We start from the raw sequence: 21404 nt of genomic DNA on the forward strand, positions 1-21404 counted from the left end.
TATTCACTCCAATCAGTGAGTACTTCTGCTTGCTGTGATACAGATTATATCTGTTTCCTTATTGTTCTCTGCTTTATTCCACTTTGTGAAACCTTTATTTGCAGCTTCTTTATCCCACTCTATTTTTAATACATAATAATCATGTTCATTTGATTCCTTATTGGCCGGTGTTATCGAACCGGTCTGGCTGTAAATCGGAACCGCATATATTTCAGGCGAATCCCCGGCCCCGTCATATGTATCGTTGTAGATCTTTCCTGAATTTCTTGCGATGACACGTCCATAGGTATTCTCATTACTCATGTCCGGATTGATCTCATGAAGCGGAATCTCTTCTCCAATCTGATAATATGAGATAACCGAATCATCATTTATCGGATGATATTCAACATATGAATTGGCACTGTCCTGCTCTGTCACATCCTTCATCCAAGTTGCTGAATAAAGAGTGTATTTGAAAGGAATATTCGTTGTATGTGTCAACTGAAGCTTGTAAGCAATCTTGTAATCACCGGCACTTACACTGAATACTCTGTATTCTGCATGATCATTCTCAGCCATGTCTTCAATGTTGATACCATTAAGATCAAAGTTGATGATAGGGTTAAAGTTACCTGCTCTTATATCAAGATTGTCCGGTTCCTTGACCTTCGTCATCGTTTCCATATTGCTTGCCAGAGAAAACCATGCATAAACCGATATAGCGATAATAATGGCGATAGTAAGAACAGATGCGATGATTATCTGTATCTTCTGAACTCTATTCAGTTTTTTATCTTTCGTATCTGTCTTATTCATACCGATCACTCTCCTGAACCACTACTGCTTGTCGAATTCTCACTAACACTCATTTTAAGAAGTATAAAATTAACTCCCATTCCTATATCATTATCAGCCTGATCGTAATAGTCACCGTAAATATCATAATCTCTTGCGATCACAGCCCTTGTTACTTCGCCCGGTCCTGTGGTTCCTGATCCATTTGAACTTCCCGATGAATTGCCGGTATTTGTTCCCGATGAATTGCCGGTATTTGTTCCCGAACCGTTGATACTGTTTTCGCCATCCATTTTCAAATAATACTCAGGATAGGTTTCAACATTTGTAACTATAGCTGAATAATCATTTCCTGATGTAAATGGTGTTTCAATTACTACCATCTTCTCGCAAGAAGTAGCATCTACTATATTGCTGAGGGTATTAGGCCATACCCAATATATATCAACCTGATTCCTTGTTCCGATTCCTGTATAACTTTTGCTCTCCATAACTCTCAGCATATCTTCGTTTGAAAGAATAGGCTTTGAGTATGTATAAGTATTTCCTATTTTAGTCCTTTGTTCGAAAAGTAAAATGTGTCCATTTAGATATCTTGCAGGTCCGGCCGTGCTGTCAAGCTTTGTCATCTCTATCTCGCCTGTATCTTCATCTTCAGAAGCTACATAACCGATAATCTCAAATCTAAAATCAAGATTAATATGTGCTATCTTTGGTATTACGTAGAAGGAGATAACTCCCTGCGAACCCGGATGGATACCATATTCTATCTCTTCCTCTTCGTCCGAACCGCTTTCATTTGAACCACTACCCGACTGAGCAATCTCATAATTATCCATATTGCTTTCTGCCGTCATCTGCCAAACCATAGCGTCCGAGCTCTTAACCAAACTATGATAATCATCATAATAAAGTCCGTTATTTCCATCTGACAAAGAAACTATCTCATAATTCATTCCTTGAGATGCCATCTGCACTCCTTCGCTTTCGGTCTCTCTACTCATTGTGAACCATGCGATACATGCAAAAATAAGCAGAATTAAGGACAGCAAAAAGACTGATGCTAATTTAATTATCTTGGGATCAATGACCATAATGGCATTGTCATCATCTTTATCTTTCTCATCTTCCATTCCGCTCACCCCCCGCAGATGAAATCACAAACAATAAAGTATCAAATAAACAAGCCTACAATATCCGGAAATACCCTGAATTGGTACAAATTTTAGAAGAAACACCCCATTGTTCTCCATAGTTACACTTACTAGTATTTTACATCATTTATTGCAAAAAATCAATAAAACCTTAAGAATTTAGCACGTGATTTTGCCGCTCCCTAAGGTTTTAAATCCAATTCTTAAATTGTCAGAAAATTCGTCTTTCATGACGTAAAATCGTCATTTTTTATACTATCCCGCAAGTACTCTGCATAGGTAAGTCCCAGGAAAATATAAACAAAAGGAGTTGTATAATAAATAGCTACTCCAAAAAATGAAGAAGCAAGATACGTAAAGCATGCGAAGAAACAAAGCATGGTACTTTTACTCATCTTTTTAAAGTTTCTGAACACCCGCCACATAACAAGCCATACAGCAAGAATATAAAGTGCGGTTGTTATTACCCCAAAAAATTCGGCATACTGCAAAATCTCATTATGAGGAGTTCCGATTTCATATTGTATCAGCAGCCCTTCAACGCCAAATCCCAAAAGCGGTTCTTCGACTATATGCCGGACTGCCCCCTTCCATAATCTCCACCTGCCGGAACCGGCTTTATCATTTTCCATAGGATCCGACAATATATCTCCTACATCACCAACCATCACCGATACGCTCGAGCCAACAGTATTATAACGCCTACTCATCAAAACCGTTATTCCTATGAAAATCACCAGGATAAGTATTGCACACTGCCAGCCACCCGGCCAAAATATCTTCTTCAAAAAACCTTTATGCTTTACCGGAGCACTTCCGGTTTTCTCGTCGTCGCCACGTTTCCTGCGATTACTCAAAATGCTGTAAATTATGAATAATACAAATGATAGACTTACTGCAAGATATGCCCCTAATGTATTATTGATTATGAGAACTATAGTCGCAACTATCATGGAAATAAGACTTACTATCCTGCGCCATATTTTTTCTTCGATAACAAATAATATTCCCGAAGTGAAAAGCACCATCGCCAGATAATAACCATAATGATTAGAGTTGTGAAAAACAGCAACAACTCCACTTCCTCGAAAATAAAGAAATCCCCCGCCCCACTCATTATAGAGCGCAAGAATATTCAGCGGAAAAGCTGTAAATATCAAAGCATACAGCAATATCTTCTTGTACGAACTTTTCCATACAAATAACCCGCAGAAAAAATATGATAAAGGGTATAGCATGTATGAATAAATACTTTCATTCATATATGGATGACCTTTTTTGTCAAACTCATTAAATCCTCTGATACAAGTCACAACTATTATAGACACAGAGAACATAAGAAAAATTATTAATGGCAGAGCAGCCGATAGATATTTTTTTATATTCCCGAATATCTTCTTTCTTTTCGTAAAGGCCTTGTATATCACCATGATATATAAAAATGCTGCAGTAAGACATACAAGCGCATTTATATTCCCAATCATATGCTGATAGTTATTGATAAATTTCCGATTATCAACGATTCCGCTAACGCCGACATTCCATTTTGAATCAGTCAGATCATCTATCACCCTACAAAAAAGCTGGATGAAAGGTGATGTGATGAAAATACCCAGCACAAAGAAAACCAGGCCATTCATAATAACCGAAATCGCCTCGATATTGATCCTTGCCTTTTCTTCAGTATCTTTTTCCGGAAGTTTGATCCCCTTCTCGGCAAGTATCTTTTCCACTAGCTCCGGATCTTTCATAATGTCATCCAGGGATTGTTGATTTTTGATATCAGGATTTTTATCATAAGGATCATTGTAATCAGGTTTTTTGTTTTCTTTCTCGCTCATATACTCCCCCGAATACTCTTCACTTACTGTATATAATTATTTTACGGAAAATATACAAAGAAAATCCCTCTCCTGCATCTTGTACAAGAGAGGGACCATCATTTCATTCTTTCTTTTAAACTTAATCCATATACTATCAGACTAAGGTGTTGGATTAGCTGTTTCATTGTTGAACTTAAGGCTTATTGACCAATCCTGTCCGGCTGTCTCGTTGTAGCAGTCAGGATCTTCACCTTCAAGCCATACTCTAACTATAATCTGTGTAGGATTACCATATTTCTGACCTGTACCTGCAGGAACAGTTGCAACTTTTGTTCCGGCTGTATATACCGCAGGACTAGCATTATATGTTGCTGCTTCACTAGCTACTGCTGAAATTGCACCACCATGAGCTACAGCAGGAGTTGTTCCTGATGTACTTGTTGCTGTATACCAATCAAGTACAGAAGTACCAGCATATGGATCTGTTATACCTGAAGCATTTCCATCTGCAACAGGAATAAGGTTTCCACCTGAAGCTGCTGCTGCACCGACAGGTGTAAGGATAGCAACTCGAACCGCTCTGTAAAGTTCTTTACCTGTCACTGATCCTGAATCATCTTTACCGAATCCTGTGATTTCATTTTTATCTACAACATATGCCTTAACCGATAAGTTAGCTCCTTTTGTACTTGATGTTCTAAACCATACAGGAATATCGATATAATAACCATCATCATTAGTAGAATTCCAACCTACAGCACCGGATGGTGTCCATTCTGTTGCAGTATTGATATGAGATGTTGCATTATAATTATCTGTTACTGTAGTTCCGGAAACTGCTGTATAATATTTTGCATCTGTCTTTACAGTCTGTCCAATACCATTTGCATCAGGTGTGAAGAAGATTGATTCACCTGTATCAGATGATGCAGGAATCAACTTACCAAATGAATAGTAGTGAGATATATCAGCTGTATTCGACCAGTCATAATCACTTGTTGGTACTGTAGCTTTTCCCTCACTTGCAGTTAAGTAACCTGTATTCTTTGCCAGTGAAGTAGTATCACCGTGACCTGAAATTGTTCCCAAAGATATCTGAATATCTTCAGGTGTGGTAGCTGTTAACTGGATGTTGTTAACTTCTACTTCTCTACTCATTGTAAACCATGCATATGTTGCAGCTCCAAGCATGGATGCTGATAATGCTAACATCGAAACCGAAGCGACGATTTTTTTACTTGTTTTGTGTTTCTTGTCTTTTCTCATAAGCCTATCCTCCTTTACCCAAAATTTTGAATGATTCTCTCTTCAATTCAAGTTCGTTCTAAATGTTAAGTTAATTATATAAGGAAATATTAATATTTGCAAGTAATTTATTTAGATTCATTAAAGATTTACGTAGAATTTCGAAACGTTTTTGCGTACTTTTAACAGAATCATTTGTGCATTATGTACAAATTGATTTACATAAAGTCACAACCCAAAAGAATGTATCTTAATTTTTTATAAAGACTCCAGTTCTTTTTTCATTTCAAGCATATGATTACGACAAGCTGTAATTTCACCTGTATATTTATTGAACCACTCTACATCAGCTTCATTTGGTTCTTCCTGGAGAAGTATGGCCTGAACCAGCGCAGACTGGGATCTAGCACGTCTTCTTTCGATCTCTACTATAGTTTTTTGACATGTTTTAATCTCTTTTTTAAGCTTGCTTTTTCTACTCATAATCTTTTCCTTTCACACGGAAGCCTCATATTACTTGCATATTTCCCCGAGTCTTCCATGATTCAAATACTAATATCCCTTTTTGTCTATAGATTCTACAAATTTATCCATCTCTTCATAGCCTTTATCCAGATTAGCTATGACATCCTTTATAAAAACCGCAACCTCATCAAGCCTTTTTTGGGTCTGTTCAGGATACTTGATAAATACTGTATAAAGGCCGTTGATACTCTTCTGTTTATCTTCATAATCATCCACAAGAAACACAAATGCGTTCACGTTTGATATGTCTGAAAGTAAAACCCTGTACCGGAATTCAAAATCCCCATCAGCATTTAAATAGTTATCCAGATCCATTGAAAATGTATCCAACGATTTTCTATACTGTTGCCTGAACTTTTCCTTAACCTTCGCAGTCTCTGCTATATAAAGTGCAACGAAAACAGCTAAAGCTATCAGAGAAAGAATGGATAAAACTATCGCACGGACCATCTTCCGTTTCATTATGTATTCCTGACCAAAATCCCTGGCCGTGTATTTGACCATATCTTTTGCAGGAATTTCTTTTTTAGTCTTTATCTTTTCCTTTTTAGCCATATCGTTGCCCTCACAGTTTCAAAATCAACTGTTTTTTATTTCATCTTTTGCATCTGTCGTCGCACTGTTCTCTTTTCCAGCGGCGCCATAATTCTTTACATCATCACTCGCTGCATTTTTCTCTTTTCCAGCGGCATTTTCATTCTTTACGGCATCTTCCACCGCTTTATCATCCGCTGCAGATTCATTTGATGCTTCATCGCTGTCTTCATCTCCGATCCAGAATGTTCCGGATTTATTCAGAAGATTTTCTACAAGATTCTTTGCGACTCCCGCTTCTATAACGCCACTCTTTTTTGTATCATTATTTGTGTCATCATTTGCGTCATTTTGTATATCATTTTGTAATTCTTTATTGTCTTTATCTTCCGAAGAACCGTCCTTTTCATTTGCCTTCTCTTCATTTAATGCTCTTTTTGAGCCTCTAAATGATGCGCCGATTGCCCTTATGGAGCTATTGGCACCATCCTGTACCCAGAAGGTTTTATCTCTTTTTACAGGAGATTCTTCTACATCATAATCTTTCTCTATCTCTTTCCAGAGTTTATCAGCTTCGAGTGCTATTTTAGCTTCACTTATAGTCTTCGCAGACCTTTCAGCTGATTTAACACCTGATGGTCCTACCCAGAAGGAATTAACCTTATTTGCTTCAGCAGCCTTATCCGCTTCTTCCTTCTCCTTAAGGTATTCTTCTATAGCTTCTTTCTTAAGCTCTTCTATTCTGTCATTCAATTCTTGTTCTTCGGCAGTCATTCCACCATTTTTCTTTTTAACCGAATCCTTTACCGCTCCGGCAAGATTCTTTGTCTCAAATACAGCCATCAAGAAAAGCGGTATAACCACTACAACCAGAAGAAGCTTTTTCGGATTACCAAATGTCGAAATCCAGTTAAATATTCCGGATCTTCTGACATATTTACCTATGATCTGATCATAGCTTACCAGGAAATCATCAGGCACCTGGTTGGCATCACCCTTTGTTCTATATCTTCCTTTTTCCGTTATTTCTACAATTCTGTGAATTACGATCCTTCCTTCAATCTCAGGATCTTCACTGTAATATGCTATTATGTCCCCAACTTTTAATGTATTTGCATTTACCTTCTTAACAACTACATAGTCATCCACTGAAATGGTAGGCTCCATACTTCCCGTAACTATGTGAAGCAGGCTTCTCCCCATTATTTTTGCAGCTTTACCCTTTGCCGTTTCAGACAGCACATAAATCATAAAACACATGCTGAAAATAAGGATTGCCCATTCCAAACCACCCACAATCTTTCTGCACAATGACTTCTTTTTATTCATTTTTCATATCTCTATCCTTCATTTACTTCTGCTTTACGATCCTCGAAGAATCGTTTGATCCTAAGACCAAGTTTAACATGATATTCCTTGTAAAGACGTTTCATGTTCACTTCTATAGCCTTCTCCTCCTCAGGCGTACGTTGTGGTTTAACAAATACAGGCTTTGGTTTATCCTTATCTGCCTTTTTCTTCTTACGCTTGAATTTCTGATCGGCTATGAACCTCTTTATGTTATACGGGAAATTAGTTGCATACTTCGCATAGTATACATCGAATTTCTCTCTCTCACCTCTCTCGTACTCTTCCTTCCTTGCCAGTTCTTCCTTCTCGAGAAGTATTCTCTTCTGATCAGGATTATCGGTATCCTTAGGAATTATACCAAATAGAACAAATAGCAGCCATCTGAAGAATCTCGGAATCGAATAAATCGGATTCCATGTATAATCTTTGTAAATTTCCCTAAATGGCTTCGCTTCGTATACAGCTCTTTCAGCCTTAAGCCTAATAGCTCTTTCCTTTTCTTTGAGTTCCTTCGCCTTACGCTGCTGCTCAAGTTTCATTCTAACAGCAACTTCTCTTGGGTCTTCATGAAGGTCCTCTTCAGGAGCTTTAACTTCTTCTACCTTATTTTCTTCTTCACCTTCTTCAGCAAATTCTTCGGCAGCTTTTCTTTCCTGCTCCTTCTCTAACTGTTCCTGCATCATTTCCGATGCTTCATCTATATCTTTCTGAGTTACGGTACCATAAGCATTGGTTCTTTCATGTTCTTCTTTCTGTCTGTCAAATACTTTTGTATCGATACCTTCAGCTTCACCGAATTCAGAACGAATAGCCTTCTTCTCAGCTTCATGCTTCTGTCTCTCAGCCTCTTCTCTGGCTGCTTCCTCAGCAAGACGTCTTTCTTCTTCAATCCTTGCTTTACGCTCAGCTTCGATTCTCGCTCTTTCCTGTTCTTCAGCTTCAATCTCAGCTTTACGTCTTTCAAGCATTTCCTGAATACGTTTTTCTTCTTCCTCTTTCTCACGCCTTATACGTTCACGTTCTTCCTGTCTGAGAGCTTCAATCCTTCTCTTCTCAGCAAGACGTTCTTCTCTTTCATGTCTTCTTCTCTCTTCTTCTTCCTGAATAGCGAGTTCCTCGAGACGTTTTCTTTCCTTCTCAGCATAATAATTTCTTTCTATATTTATAGCATTATCAATTTCACTGAATACACTGTCAACATCATCAGGAAGCTCATTATTTACATATACTTCCGGGCCTTCTGCCTGAATATATCCAACACCGGCTTCAGTATGTATGCCGTAATGTCCCGAAAGAAGTTCGGTTTTATATCTCTTAACAACTTTCGGCTGAACACTCTTAAATCTCTTCTTCCCTATAGGAACATATTCTCCCTGCCCTTCTTCCGTATATGTCTTAAAAAGAAGCATATCGCAGGTTATCATATCCTTAAGATCTTCAAGATAATTCTGATCCGGCCTGACAGCTGTATCTTCTATATTGATCTCGTAACCAACTTTGTCATAACTTAAAATGTATTGCCAAAGCATAAGACACGCTTTAAGGTCAACATTTTTCATGATGGCATTGGTTCTCATGATCGGCGGCTGAACGAAGTTATTGCCAAGGGTAGTACAGAGTTCCGAGCCCTTATAACCTTCAATGGTTTTCTTGAGCTTTTCAACTCTCTGCCAGATAGTATAACCGCTGTCATTGGTTGCTTCAAGACTACGTCTCGCATCGATGGTAACTTTGAACGTCAGCTGGCTGCCCTTCGTATCATCCATCTCATTTTCAAATTCGAGACTATATACTTCTTCATCTTTTTCTACTTCCGCCAGCTTCTGATATCTGGTCATGATGAAGATATAAAGTCTGTCAATGAGAGTATTTACAAACCTGTTTTCATAGGTTTCAAGACTTTCTTCTTTATGTACATTTAAAAGTTTAGAGGGAGTTATCTTGCCTGTTCTTTTATCCACACTTTGTATAAGATCTGTGTGCTGAGCAAGATGTTTAACGGATTCTACAGTAACTTTCTTCGAGAGGGCAATTGGCACAATTTCTTCCACGTCAACAATGGTACGACTAGGTCTTCTGATAACATTATCTACATGAATAAGTCCATTTTCTATGGCTTCAACCCAGGAGACATCAATACTCTTCTCCATAAGTTTTCGGTTCATGGAAACATTAGAACGTCCGGAACCTACCACCTTATTCATATCGTCATAGATAACATTTTCCTGCATCGTACCAAGGGCGTCACGTAATTCCTGATACCATTCCCCGTACTTTCCGTTCAATATGATTTCCCTCTCTATCGTTTATATAATCCAAAATAGAATGTAAAATGCTTTGCGGGACGGTAGACCTTCTTCCCGCAGACAAAAGCATTTACATTATTATTTCTATTTATAAGCAAAAAGTAATAAATCTTTTTTAGAAAAGTTTCTGCAGTCTTTCAAGATAAGCTACAGATTCATTCATTTTATTCTTTCCAAATGACTTGTTGATATAAACTACAAGTTCTTTAAGTTCGTCTCTCAGCATTGCAAGGTTGAGGGATTCAAACTTTCTGAAGATCTTTGTGGCAAGTACATAATCGATACCGTCAAGCTCGTCTCCACCGCAAGCAACATATACAGGAACGAACATACTCATCTGCTTTATAATACGGTTACCAAATGCTACACGGAGTTTATCGATAACCCACAGATCGAGCTGATGTATCTTCTTCATGCTTTCCTGAGAAACAGGATATTTCTCTATAGCATCTGTAAAGAGCTGATTAAGATGTGAGAAACTGAGTGTAAGAGGAGGTGTATCCTCAACATTGAATGCCACACCTTTTGCGTCAAGGTTGATTGGCTGAGCACGGTCGTAAACCTTATCGGAAATAGCATATGTAGAATCGTCGTTGTTGGCGGTTCCGATATACCATATATTCTGAGGTATACGAAGTTTACCATGATCAAGATTCTCAGGATCTGAGCTCCATACATTTGGAACAAGATCAAGTTCCCACTCATCAGCATTTGGCATTTCGAGTATGGACAGCATTTCTGCGAAATAGTACTCGATACGCGCAATGTTCATCTCGTCGAGAAGGATAAGATTGACATTGTCGTTATATCCTGAATCATATATTCTCTTAAGAACTTCTGTTTCGTTGAAGTTTTTAGTGAATTCATTGAAGTATCCAAAAAGCTCGGTTCTGTCTCTCCAAGAAGGCTGTACCGATGCGATGGTTGTATCAACCTGCAGGAACTTACCAAATGAATATGGAAGGGAAGTTTTACCTGTACCGGAAATACCCTGAAGGATGATAAGCTTTGTAGAAGCCATACCTGCCATGAAAAGCCTTACGGTCTTAATATCATAGTAAAGATGCATTCTTGAACAGGCAAATCCACGGAAACGTTCGCATATTCCCGGAAGATCGATCTCATTATCATATTCAGGTGGCGTATATGTCTTGTAGAACATATCCACTTCGAAGAGTTTTGAGAATCTTCTGTCCTGTGTAATGATAACACCTTCTTCTCCTGCTGCCATCTGGATATTCTCCGGAGACTCACCTTCATAATCTATAGTTCCGCCACCTGCAAGACCAAGTGCCGCACTACCCGGAACACCGATCTGAGCAACCTTCATAGCCATGATCTCGTCTTTTTCTCTGGTCATCTTAAGAACCTGTCTTTGAAGAACAGAAATCTCTTCAAGAAGGTCTTCGTTGCTGACAATTGAATGTCTGAATCTTATATACTTTCTGATAGCAAATACTATCAAAAGGAAGATAAGGACATAGATCGCCACAACAATGATGATACCAAGAATGGCAAGAATCCATCCAATCGCATCAAACTTGCTTGAATACTGCTTAAAGATATCTATATAGCTTTTGATGTTAAATATCTTTGCAAATCCATTTCCAATGCCCTTGAATATCATTCCCCATCCTTTGAGCATCTCGGAAATAAAAGCAAAGAACCATTTTAAAAATCCGTTCAATACTTAACCCCTCTCATTGTTGCCACATCTCTAAGTTACCCTTACCTACGTCGTATAATTACAACTAAAAACACCTTTTCTTATACAGGATATCTGTATGCTTTACTCTTTTTCGGAAAATCCACTCAGAGCTGCCTCATCTTATAAAGTTTCCGAAAACCCCATCACGTTCATTATGCTTTAATTTCTGTGTCTACTACTTCTTTGGCAATCGCAACATTTTCCTGTACATCAGCATCGATTTCATCAACAACTTCATCAACCCCATTTTCGATGTCGTCCTGAATCTCATTTGTGGAATCTTCTTCCTTTTTCTTAGCTGCAAGATATTCCTCGACAGCCTTTCTCTTAATCTCTTCCTCGTCTTCTTCGGATAACTTTGGTTTCTTAACCTCTATAAGCACAACGATAAATTTGTAAAGCTCATAAAGGAAGAAAATTGCCATCGGAATAAGGATACATATGAAGAAGCCCTTCTTGGTTCTAAGGAAATCGAGCACTTTACCCATTCCATTAAATTTTTTTCCTGTCCATTTTCCGATGATATCCGATGCATATGCCGGAAGTTCATCATTGATACTATTGTTGTCACCTCGTGTTACGAAACTTCTTGAATTCTCAGCTTCATTGATTTCAACAATCCTATGCGTATTGATAACTCTCTTGCCCTGAATGATCGTGTAAAAAGTGATAACATCCCCCTCTTTAAGATTGTAAAGATCATCAATCTTCTTAACAAAAATCAGGTCGCCTTTCTTAAATGTCGGACTCATGGAATCTGATTCTACCGCCATTGGTGTAATTCCAAAAAGCGATGCAGTCTTGCCGTTCCTTGAGCTGGCAAAGACAAGAAGTGTTATCAGAAATGCCATGATAAGCAATGCCCATGCGACTACGTTAGCTACAATCTTTAATACTTTTTTCATACTCCCCATCCTCACGTTATTGTTATTATGCCTTACTATTAACCAGCATTTATTTATGTTGTCTCTTTTATCTTAAAGATCATCGTAAATTTAATCGTTCCTCCGATTATCTTATCAATGCAATCAGGATCATTTCCCTCAAGCCATATTACGACCGTGTACTTATCTCTGTCCTTCGGTTTAAACCCTTCCGACTCAGTTCTCATAACGGCTGTCGATGAAAGGAATTCCTTATCACAATCCTTTTCCTTTCCGCTACCGTTCGACTTCGTCTTTCCGTAAACGGTTTTTTCGCCATTTTTATATACAGAAACTCTGATTGCCTCATCTACGCCTTTGGTCACGTTATCTATGTGAAGCTCCCCTTCGTATGATAAAGTATCATCTCCGGAGTTGATCAGATAAAATGTATATGCGATATAATTCGGGCCATTATGGCTTCCGTTAACCATATCGACATTTGCAGGTATATCCATTCCGCTGATGTTGGTCATATCATAAACGATATCCGCATTCAGCTTAGCATTGGCGTGTTCATACTCGGGTGTTTCAGAAAGGCATAAACCCTGCTTGGCCATATCATATTTATTAACTTTTACGGTAAAGCTGCCGAACTTATCATAGAAATACGATATCGCGTATGCAACAGCGACTATCGCAATAAGAATTCCGGTTAGAAGTGCCATAACACGCGTAATGATGACATGCTTTTTAACTTCTTTTGCAGTCCTTCTCAGTTCTACAATATCCTTCTTATTTTCTGCCACATTTATCCCCTTCTTTTCAAGTAAAACAACACTGCCACAACCTTGTGCAATAATTCGGTCTCTTCAGGATATTATACTTGGGTAGAAGCATTATATGTCGAAATGTCTGCCTGTCTCGCAAAATTACTTTACAAATTTAGCCAATCGATCCGCTTAATTATCAGCCTGAGTCTCAACAACTACATTAGCTTCAGTAACTTCAACCTGTTCTTCAGAAGTTTTAGTTACATCTGCATTTGCTTCAACTGTCTCTGCGCTAGCTACGGCTGTCTTAGCATTTTCTTCCGACTTTTTCCTCTTCAAATATCTCTCCGTAACATATCTGCCGGCAAGACTTCCTGCTCCAAATCTGATATGAGATTTGAAAAGCTGTTCAGCCTGGTCAACATTAGAGACACCATCCGCTATAACATCCGCTTCCATTCCTTCCACGAAATCAACTATGGAGCTTACAGCTGATAAAGATCTGTCATCCTTGTTAAGATAACCGATGATTTCCTGACTGAGCATCACATAATCAACTGGGAAGTATGCAAGTTTCATAAGCGGTGAATTAATGCCTCCAAAGTCTGTCAACATGAAATGAAAACCACGATTTCTGAGTTGCTCGATAACATTCCTGTGAACATTAGTTCCATGCAGCAACAGTTCAGGTGCAACCTCAAAACAGATTCTGTTTGTATCGGTCGACATCTCGTCCATGGTGTCCATCAACTTCTGCTGAACATTCTTGGTCTCAAGATATCTGAGAGGCATATATACCGAAATCCATCTGAAATAAAAGTCTTTCTCCAATAGACTTTTGACAGTTTCGATACACTGCTTCAATTCAAGCTCAAACAGTGATACACACTGATTACTGAGCTCAGCTACCTTCCTGAAGGTTTCCGGCATAAGAGTCCCCATTCCGGGCGTATTAAGCCTGGTTTTCGATTGAAGAAATGTAGTATCGCCTGATTCAAACTCCCTAATACCGCGATAGTACAGCTCAACCGCTCTTAGCCCACCTACTTTTGTTTCAATATTATTATTTGTCCCCATAAGCATTCTCTTTTTCATTATATAAAAAGCATTTTGAACGCAGTTATTCACCATTTATTATATTTGAATTTGTGTATTATGTCAAGTTTTCGACGTGTTTTTCAGACATTTTGGACACTATGCACAAACCCTTGAAAATACTAGCTTTTTAAATTTATTTTATTTAATTTTTTTGCTTTTTTTGATGCTTTTTCGCCTCACCACCCTACACTTTTTTCGTATTTTTTCTTTCGGCGTCAGAGCATGTTTTTGTATATGTTCTTTTATATGTTCTTTTATATATTCTTTTATATATTTTTATGAAATTAAAATCTCATACATAAAGATAATTTTGCGGATACGGAACCTCAGTATTAAACCTTTTTACTAAGTTTCCAAAAAAAGGCATAAGAAAACCGTGGCTATTAAACCACGGTTTTTCTGTTAATTATCACTATATATTCTGTCCCGATCAAACTACTATCTGAGAGAATACTTCTCCTATTTTCTTCGTAACAAGGATATCAGCCGATACATCTCTTGCTGTCGGAGACATATTTATAACTGCAAGATGCTTTCCTCTGAAATAGTCAATAAATCCTGCCGCCGGATAAACAACAAGGCTTGTTCCGCCTATTATCAGCATATCCGCCTTTGAAATATGTTTGATGGATCTTGAAATAACATCAGAATCAAGTCCTTCTTCATAGAGAACAACATCAGGTCTTATGATTCCGCCACATTTATCACATCTTGGAACCCCGTCAGAATTAAGGATATACTTAACTCCCGCATGCACATCATCATCTGTACTGCTGAAAGTCTTACCGCATTTCATACAATAATTTCTGAGAGTTGAACCATGAAGTTCAAGAACCTCTTTACTTCCTGCAGCCTGGTGAAGGCCATCAATATTCTGAGTTATAACCGCCTTAAGCTTCCCTTTCTGTTCCATCTCTGCAAGCTTCTTATGAGCAGCATTTGGCTTTGCGTCCGTTATAAGCATTTTGTCTTTATAAAACTCATAGAAGTCTTCGGTTTTATTCATGAAAAATGAATGGCTGACTATGGTTTCAGGCGGATATTTATACTTCTGACTATATAAACCATCCTGGCTTCTGAAATCCGGTATACCACTTTCAGTTGATACTCCTGCCCCTCCGAAAAATACTATATAATTTGATTCATCGATGGCATCCTGTAGTTTCTTAATGTCTTCATCCATTCCAAAATACCTCCCTTGATCAAACTTTATAAAGCACATTTACTTTATACTTTTATCTCTTAGTAAAATATATCCCGACTCACTCTTCCTCTCCGGAACCATTTTCACCGGAAGCATTGTCATCGGCACCGGTATCTTCAGTTGCTTCTTCCTTCTCGGAAATAGTTACAACAGCAGTACCGCTCTTATTGATCGTAAATTTGCCCTGTTTCATCAGTTTTACATCAAGCTCATATGTTCCCGGCTCTAAGTCAGCGCAATCTATAACAGGACCATACTCAGCAAGATCTACATTTGAAACATATCTCTCAAGTCCGATAAGCTTAATCTCATAAGGTCCAGTCAATTCCACCTTATAATCATAAGCACTCTTAGTATTTATAAAGATTATATCTTCTGATTTCAATTTAAATGATTTTTCATACAGCTTTTCAACCTTGATCTCAACTGTCACCTTATCGGATGAATCAGCGAAATCAACGCCTTCCGGAAGATAATCCGATATCACTCGTTCAAAAGTTTTATCAGATGTAAGTCCGTCTATATCAATATCATTTACAAAAATATAATTGATACTGTCAAGAGATTCTGCAGGTCCGGATACAAGGACCTCATCAATGCCTTCATTTATGGCTGTAAGCATATATCCATTCGCCACATGTCCTTTGGTACTGAATTTAACAGGAACTGTTTTTGTCTCATTTACAGGAATAGTTACTTTAACCTTAGTAGTATCGATATCAAGTCTTGAAAATGAAACATTTTCATCATTTCCATCAAGGAGGCTGATTGCAACTTCTACAGTCTTGCTCCCCTTAAGCCCTGATGTGTCTACGACCGCTTTAACATTTTTAATCTTCTTTATAAGTGATTCCGGTCCTGTGATGCTTACTGTTGAAGGTGAAATCTCAGGAGTTCCGAGAGCATATCCGTCTGCTACCGAACCCTTTGTATCAACCTTAACCTCAAACTGCTTAGCCTTCTTCTCTTCGATGGAAAGCTTAAGCGCATCGTCCTTAACCGTTATGGTTATCTTGTTATCATATCCGGCTTTCTTACATGTTACACTGATCTTTGCCGTGTCTGTATATGAAAGCTTTGAAAGATCGGCCACAGCTTCAAAATCCGACTTTGAAAGTGAATCCAGCACGGAACGTCTTCCTTCTACCAATATATCAACTGTCTCGCCTGAAATAACATCATATACATATCCCCTGCTTTCAATCTCTTCACCGTTAATCTGATCAACAGGGATTTCATAATATTCCTTAACAACCTTATAGTCATTTACATTTACAACTATAAGCCAGATTAGAAATGCTATAAGAAGGGATAAAAGTTTAAGTGGAAAATTTTTAAAGAAGCTTTTTTTCTCACTCTTCATTCTTCACGCCCCCTCTCTTATGCTTTCTATGACGAGTCTCTTCAGTCTTGTCCTGAAGTCCCTGAAGATGCTTTCTAAGACTGTCTTCATCAAGATCTCTGTAAAGAGTACCCATATATGCAACAGCGATACCACCTGTTTCTTCTGAAACAATGATGGTCATACTGTCAGTAGCCTCGCTGATTCCAAGACCTGCTCTATGTCTTGTACCAAGCTTTTTATTGACATCGTTTCTCTCTGTAAGAGGCAGGTAACAAGTAGCCGCAACTACTCTGTTGTTCCTGATAATGACTGCACCGTCATGAAGAGGTGTATTCTTCTCAAATATATTGACGAGAAGCTGTTCTGTTACGACTGCATCTATACTGATACCTGTATTCTCGTATTCACCGAGAGGTGTATCATGTTCAAGCACAATAAGAGCGCCTGTCTTATCTTTCGATAATTCAACAGACGTCTTAACAAGCTCATAAATAGTCTTATCACTGAGCCTTTGTACTTTTGAATTCTTACTGTCTACTGCGAAAATATTTTTAAGAATCTTCTTCCTACCAAGTTCGTCCAAAGCATGACGCAGCTCCGGTTGGAAAAGTATGATGATAGCAAGGATGCCCACGCTGATCATATTCCGCGCCAGCCAAAGCAGAGTATTAAGTCTCAGTATAGCTGCGATTCCGATAAAAAATGCAATCAGAACTATTCCACGGAGCAGAGTCCAGGCACGGCTGGATTTGATCCATGAAAGAATATGATATATAACATATGCAATTATAATGATATCAAGTATATCCTGCCAGCCTATCTTAGGAATATAGAACCAGTCAAAATACTGCTTGATCTGATACCAGAAACCATACACTCAGCACACCCCATTTGCCATTAATTAACTTCTATTTGGATTCCTGTTAGGATTCTTATTTGCAGATCTCTCAGCATTTCTGAGTACCTGCGAAGCACCTCTCTTAACAGAAGGCTTCTCACCACCGGCCTTTACCCTTGAAGGTACTTCTTTTCTTGTAAATGCTCCGGGATTTTCACCCTTTGCAACTCTCATAAGCATCTCATCTGTCTCTCCCGGCTCTGTTGCTGCGAGAGGAGTTTTGATACGTGGTTTTTCCTGTGTTGCAACAGGTCTTCCACCACCATTTGATGTATTTGTTTTCTGAGGTATACCGGCAGGTCTTCCCTGCATCTCAGCATTCTGCTGTCTCATTCTTCTCTCAGTTGCTTCCGCTGCTTTTCTTTCTGCCGAAAGCTTCTCAGCATTAGCGCTGTCTGTAAGCATTTTCTTCTTTGTCTGCATGCTGTTAGCGGCAGGAATAACCTTTCCCTTGATCTGTCCACGCATACGAGCCGCCTTGTCGAGATCTTCACCAAACTTAGGAACTGCCTTAACATAGTAATAATATTCATCATCCTCGAACTGAACACGTTCAGTCTTTCTGTAATCGATGAATCCTTTACAGAACTGGAATGCACATACTGCAACAAGTGCAAGAAGCGTTGAAATGAATATGCCACCCATGCTGATATCCGCACCAACCTTTGTTGATACGATCATGAATGCAACGATATTTACAAATGCACCTGCAGCGATTGCTACATACTTAGCATATTTGAATGTAAGACGATAAACAACACCTACAACAATGATAGTTACAGCAAATGCAGCGATCATAGCTATAAGCTCTTTATTGCCTTTAAAATAATCTTTGAGATAATTAAATGCTTCGACCTTCTCAGGATCCTCAGCTGTCTTGATGGTATGATCAAGATTCTTGAGAACGTCTCCGAAATAATAGAGAACGATACCGAATGCAGCAGGAACAACACCTGCTATACCTGCTACTACTCCTATAAGAAGTGGCAAAACTCCCTGTATTGAGAAGTAACTAAATACAAATGCAAGTAAGATAATATAACAATGTTTTGGGAAAAATCTAAGATATACACAATACATTGCTATAAAAATAACTATAAAGAAAAGTCCTGTTTCAAGTCCGACTACAAATGAGTTTACACACATGATAGTACCGACTATAAAAAGCATAAATGAATCCGGCATAAGTGCGCAAAGAATTGAAACTAAAAGAACGAACATCCCCTTACTGAAAAGAGGTGTATATCCAAAACTCTTATTGATAGTACTGAAAACTATAAATGCCCATATAAGTTTTATGACAGGAATAATGATGTCATCAAAATCCCTGATAATATTTCTAACTCTATTCTTTATCTTGACCAGTTCTTCCATGATCAGCTTCTCCTTTACTCTGTCCGAATGTCTGCATTACAAAATCATCCAGGCTTTTATCTATTCCGTCGCTTACTCGGTACTTTGTCTTGTCTGTTGTCTCAAGTTTTTCATAGTACTCAATAAGTCTTCTAAGATTTCCGTTATATTCCACAAGTCCGGGCTTTGCCTTGTTATACCTGTATGAATACGCAAAGAATGCAACAACTTCGAAGAGCGCCAGGAAAAGACAATACTTGCCCATCAGCTTCCCTACAAGTTTAACGTAATCTACTGAATTGAATTTTTGTAAATATTTTTCGAAATTAACGACAGCAGAAACAGCTACAAACAGCCAGAAGCAAATCGTTGAAGTAACGAGAGTCTTAAGCATATTGAATCTTACATAGTCCTCTCGGAAGTACTTACTCAGGGCTAACCCTTCGTGTTCCTGATTTTTTTCATAAATTGCGATTTTGGTCATTATCCTGACCTTTTCGTTGTCCACCATAATACTAAACCTATCCTAAGATATGATTTGGGGCATAGTTTCCCCATAAACTATCCCCTATATCTTATGTTATCTACACCAAAAAATCAAGCATAAAGTGATACTTCACTAAGTCTTAATGACTTTACACCTTATTATCCGCCACATAAAAAATCAGCCGCGACTTATCATTTCGGGAAATGATATTCCCTAAAACTGATATATCGCAGCCGATAATTTGAATTATTTATCTTCTTTTGCCGGATTTGTTGCCGGATTTATGATTTGATTTATTACCGCCCTGTTTGTTGCCCTGTTTGTTGCTCTGCTTATTTTCCTTATTGGCATTTGAAGAATTCTTAGCTGAAGAATCCTCAAGTTCCTCTTCCAGAGATGTTGTATTATGTACAACTACTGTACGGTCATAACATTTGAAGAGTTCTTCCATTTTCTTCTTGTCAGGCTTTGGTGTTATAAAGCTTACAAGAGGAACGATCAAGAGACCTGCAAGCATTGTTAATGCACCTGCATTGATCGGTGACTGGATGATAGGATGACCATACTGAGAACAGATAATATTTGCAACTGTGAATCCTACACCAACGATATAACTTGCCCATACAGCGATCTTTGTAACATTCTTGCTGTAAAGACCATACATGAACGGTGCAAGGAAAGCTCCTGCAAGAGCACCCCATGACACACCCATAAGCTGAGCTATGAATGTAGGCGGGTCAAATGCGAGTACAACTGAAAGTGCGATAAATGCAACGACAAATATCTGCATAAGTCTAAGCTGTGTTTTTTCTTTCATGTTCTTATTAAATACAGGCTTAATAAGGTCAAGTGTAAGAGTTGAGCTTGATGTAAGAACCAGTGATGAAAGTGTTGACATCGAAGCTGAGAAAACAAGTACAAGTACTATACCGATAAGAATATCAGGAAGTGATGAAAGCATTGTAGGAACGATATTATCAAATGCTACTGCTCCGTCTGCAAGGACGATTCCCGGCTCATTTCTGAAAAGACGTCCGAAACCTCCGAGGAAATAGCATCCGCCTGCTACAACGATAGCGAAAAATGTTGAAACGATTGTTCCTGTCTTGATAGCTTTTTCATCTTTGATTGCATAGAATTTATGAACCATCTGAGGAAGGCCCCATGTTCCGAGAGAAGTAAGTACTACTACTCCGAGAAGTGAAAGTGGGTCAGGTCCGAAGAAACTTGCGAAAAGTCCCTGACTTCCCTGAAGAGGTCCTGTTGTAACTGCTGATTCAACAGGTATATTTGATAATTCCTTAAGTGCTGCAAGGAATCCACCCTTACCTGCAAGAACCGAACCGATAACGGCGCAGATACCTATTAACATGATGATACCCTGAATGAAATCATTAAGAGCTGTTGCCATATATCCGCCGACAACTACATAGATTGCTGTAAGAACAGCCATTACGATGATACATACATGATAATCAACATCGAAAGCCATTCCGAAAAGTCTTGAAAGACCATTATATACACCTGCTGTATATGGAACAAGGAATACGAAAGCTATGATCGAGCCCACAACTCTGAGTGACTTTGAATCATATCTTTTTCCAAAATATTCCGGCATTGTTTTTGCATCGAGGGCCTGTGTCATGATTCTTGTTCTACGTCCGAGAACGAGCCATGCAAGAAGGCTTCCTATAAATGCATTTCCGAGTCCTATCCATGTTGAAGAAAGACCGAACTTCCATCCGAACTGTCCCGCATATCCTATGAATACAACGGATGAAAAGTAAGATGTTCCGAAAGCAAACGCTGAGATCCATGGACCTACCGAACGTCCGCCAAGCACGTAATCATTGACGTTTTTTGCTTTTTTTCTGGAATAAAAACCAACGCCGATCATGATGCTGAAAAATACTACGAGTAAAATAATCTTGACTGCCATTTTTCCATACTCCCTTTTACAT

At 38.5% G+C, this 21404-nt stretch carries 18 protein-coding genes; all 18 read right to left on the reverse strand.

The genetic code is table 11. The features are described 5' to 3' along the window. Positions 1–12: 12 nt before the first annotated feature. The 18 genes from B5D25_RS07660 to B5D25_RS07745 all read right to left on the reverse strand — a co-directional run bounded on the left by B5D25_RS07660 (position 13) and on the right by B5D25_RS07745 (position 21382). The gene (locus tag B5D25_RS07660) at positions 13–798 is read right to left on the reverse strand and encodes a hypothetical protein (protein ID WP_078787388.1); all 786 of its coding nucleotides are present in this window, start codon (positions 796–798) and stop codon (positions 13–15) included. A gap of 5 nt (positions 799–803) precedes the next feature. Further along, positions 804–1910 carry a hypothetical protein gene (locus B5D25_RS07665; RefSeq protein WP_078787389.1) on the reverse strand — a complete coding sequence of 369 codons (1107 nt, stop codon included), beginning with the start codon at positions 1908–1910 and terminating at the stop codon, positions 804–806. 248 nt (positions 1911–2158) lie between these two features. After that, entirely contained in the window at positions 2159–3772 is a 1614-nt protein-coding gene (locus B5D25_RS07670) for an O-antigen ligase family protein (RefSeq protein ID WP_078787390.1), read from the reverse strand. 141 nt (positions 3773–3913) lie between these two features. Beyond that, positions 3914–5020: a hypothetical protein gene (locus B5D25_RS07675; protein ID WP_242870211.1), complete on the reverse strand. Its 1107-nt coding sequence runs from the start codon at positions 5018–5020 to the stop codon at positions 3914–3916. A gap of 237 nt (positions 5021–5257) precedes the next feature. Next, positions 5258–5482, reverse strand: coding sequence for a hypothetical protein (locus B5D25_RS07680; protein WP_078787391.1), 225 nt, complete (start codon positions 5480–5482; stop codon positions 5258–5260). A 69-nt stretch (positions 5483–5551) separates the two neighbouring features. Beyond that, positions 5552–6079: a hypothetical protein gene (locus B5D25_RS07685; RefSeq protein WP_078787392.1), complete on the reverse strand. Its 528-nt coding sequence runs from the start codon at positions 6077–6079 to the stop codon at positions 5552–5554. A 24-nt stretch (positions 6080–6103) separates the two neighbouring features. Then, entirely contained in the window at positions 6104–7387 is a 1284-nt protein-coding gene (locus B5D25_RS07690) for a signal peptidase I (RefSeq protein WP_078787393.1), read from the reverse strand. Between the two features lie 11 nt (positions 7388–7398). Then, complete coding sequence (locus B5D25_RS07695) at positions 7399–9693, reverse strand: DUF2357 domain-containing protein (RefSeq protein ID WP_078787394.1); 2295 nt, start codon at positions 9691–9693, stop codon at positions 7399–7401. Positions 9694–9829: 136 nt separating this feature from the next. Next, complete coding sequence (locus B5D25_RS07700; RefSeq protein WP_078787395.1) at positions 9830–11401, reverse strand: hypothetical protein; 1572 nt, start codon at positions 11399–11401, stop codon at positions 9830–9832. A 173-nt stretch (positions 11402–11574) separates the two neighbouring features. Next, the gene (locus tag B5D25_RS07705; protein ID WP_078787396.1) at positions 11575–12327 is read right to left on the reverse strand and encodes a signal peptidase I; all 753 of its coding nucleotides are present in this window, start codon (positions 12325–12327) and stop codon (positions 11575–11577) included. 53 nt (positions 12328–12380) lie between these two features. Beyond that, positions 12381–13094 (reverse strand): hypothetical protein, encoded by a 714-nt coding sequence (locus B5D25_RS07710; RefSeq protein WP_078787397.1) that lies wholly within the window; start codon positions 13092–13094, stop codon positions 12381–12383. A 153-nt stretch (positions 13095–13247) separates the two neighbouring features. Continuing rightward, positions 13248–14135, reverse strand: coding sequence for an EAL domain-containing protein (locus tag B5D25_RS07715; RefSeq protein ID WP_078787398.1), 888 nt, complete (start codon positions 14133–14135; stop codon positions 13248–13250). A gap of 451 nt (positions 14136–14586) precedes the next feature. Next, a complete protein-coding gene (locus B5D25_RS07720; protein ID WP_078787399.1) occupies positions 14587–15339 on the reverse strand; it encodes an NAD-dependent protein deacylase in 753 nt (250 codons plus the stop codon). Positions 15340–15418: 79 nt separating this feature from the next. Beyond that, entirely contained in the window at positions 15419–16723 is a 1305-nt protein-coding gene (locus B5D25_RS07725; RefSeq protein WP_078787400.1) for a CdaR family protein, read from the reverse strand. Then, positions 16713–17582 (reverse strand): diadenylate cyclase CdaA, encoded by an 870-nt coding sequence (gene cdaA / locus B5D25_RS07730; protein WP_078787401.1) that lies wholly within the window; start codon positions 17580–17582, stop codon positions 16713–16715. The genes B5D25_RS07725 and cdaA overlap by 11 nt, the downstream gene beginning before the upstream one ends. A 24-nt stretch (positions 17583–17606) precedes the next feature. Then, a complete protein-coding gene (locus B5D25_RS07735) occupies positions 17607–18977 on the reverse strand; it encodes an MFS transporter (protein ID WP_078787402.1) in 1371 nt (456 codons plus the stop codon). Next, the gene (locus B5D25_RS07740; protein WP_143000655.1) at positions 18949–19467 is read right to left on the reverse strand and encodes a hypothetical protein; all 519 of its coding nucleotides are present in this window, start codon (positions 19465–19467) and stop codon (positions 18949–18951) included. The genes B5D25_RS07735 and B5D25_RS07740 overlap by 29 nt, the downstream gene beginning before the upstream one ends. 226 nt (positions 19468–19693) lie before the next feature. After that, a complete protein-coding gene (locus tag B5D25_RS07745; RefSeq protein ID WP_078787404.1) occupies positions 19694–21382 on the reverse strand; it encodes a sodium:solute symporter family protein in 1689 nt (562 codons plus the stop codon). Positions 21383–21404: the final 22 nt, after the last annotated feature.

Source organism: Eubacterium ruminantium, assembly GCF_900167085.1.
Lineage (GTDB): Bacteria > Bacillota > Clostridia > Lachnospirales > Lachnospiraceae > Eubacterium_Q > Eubacterium_Q ruminantium.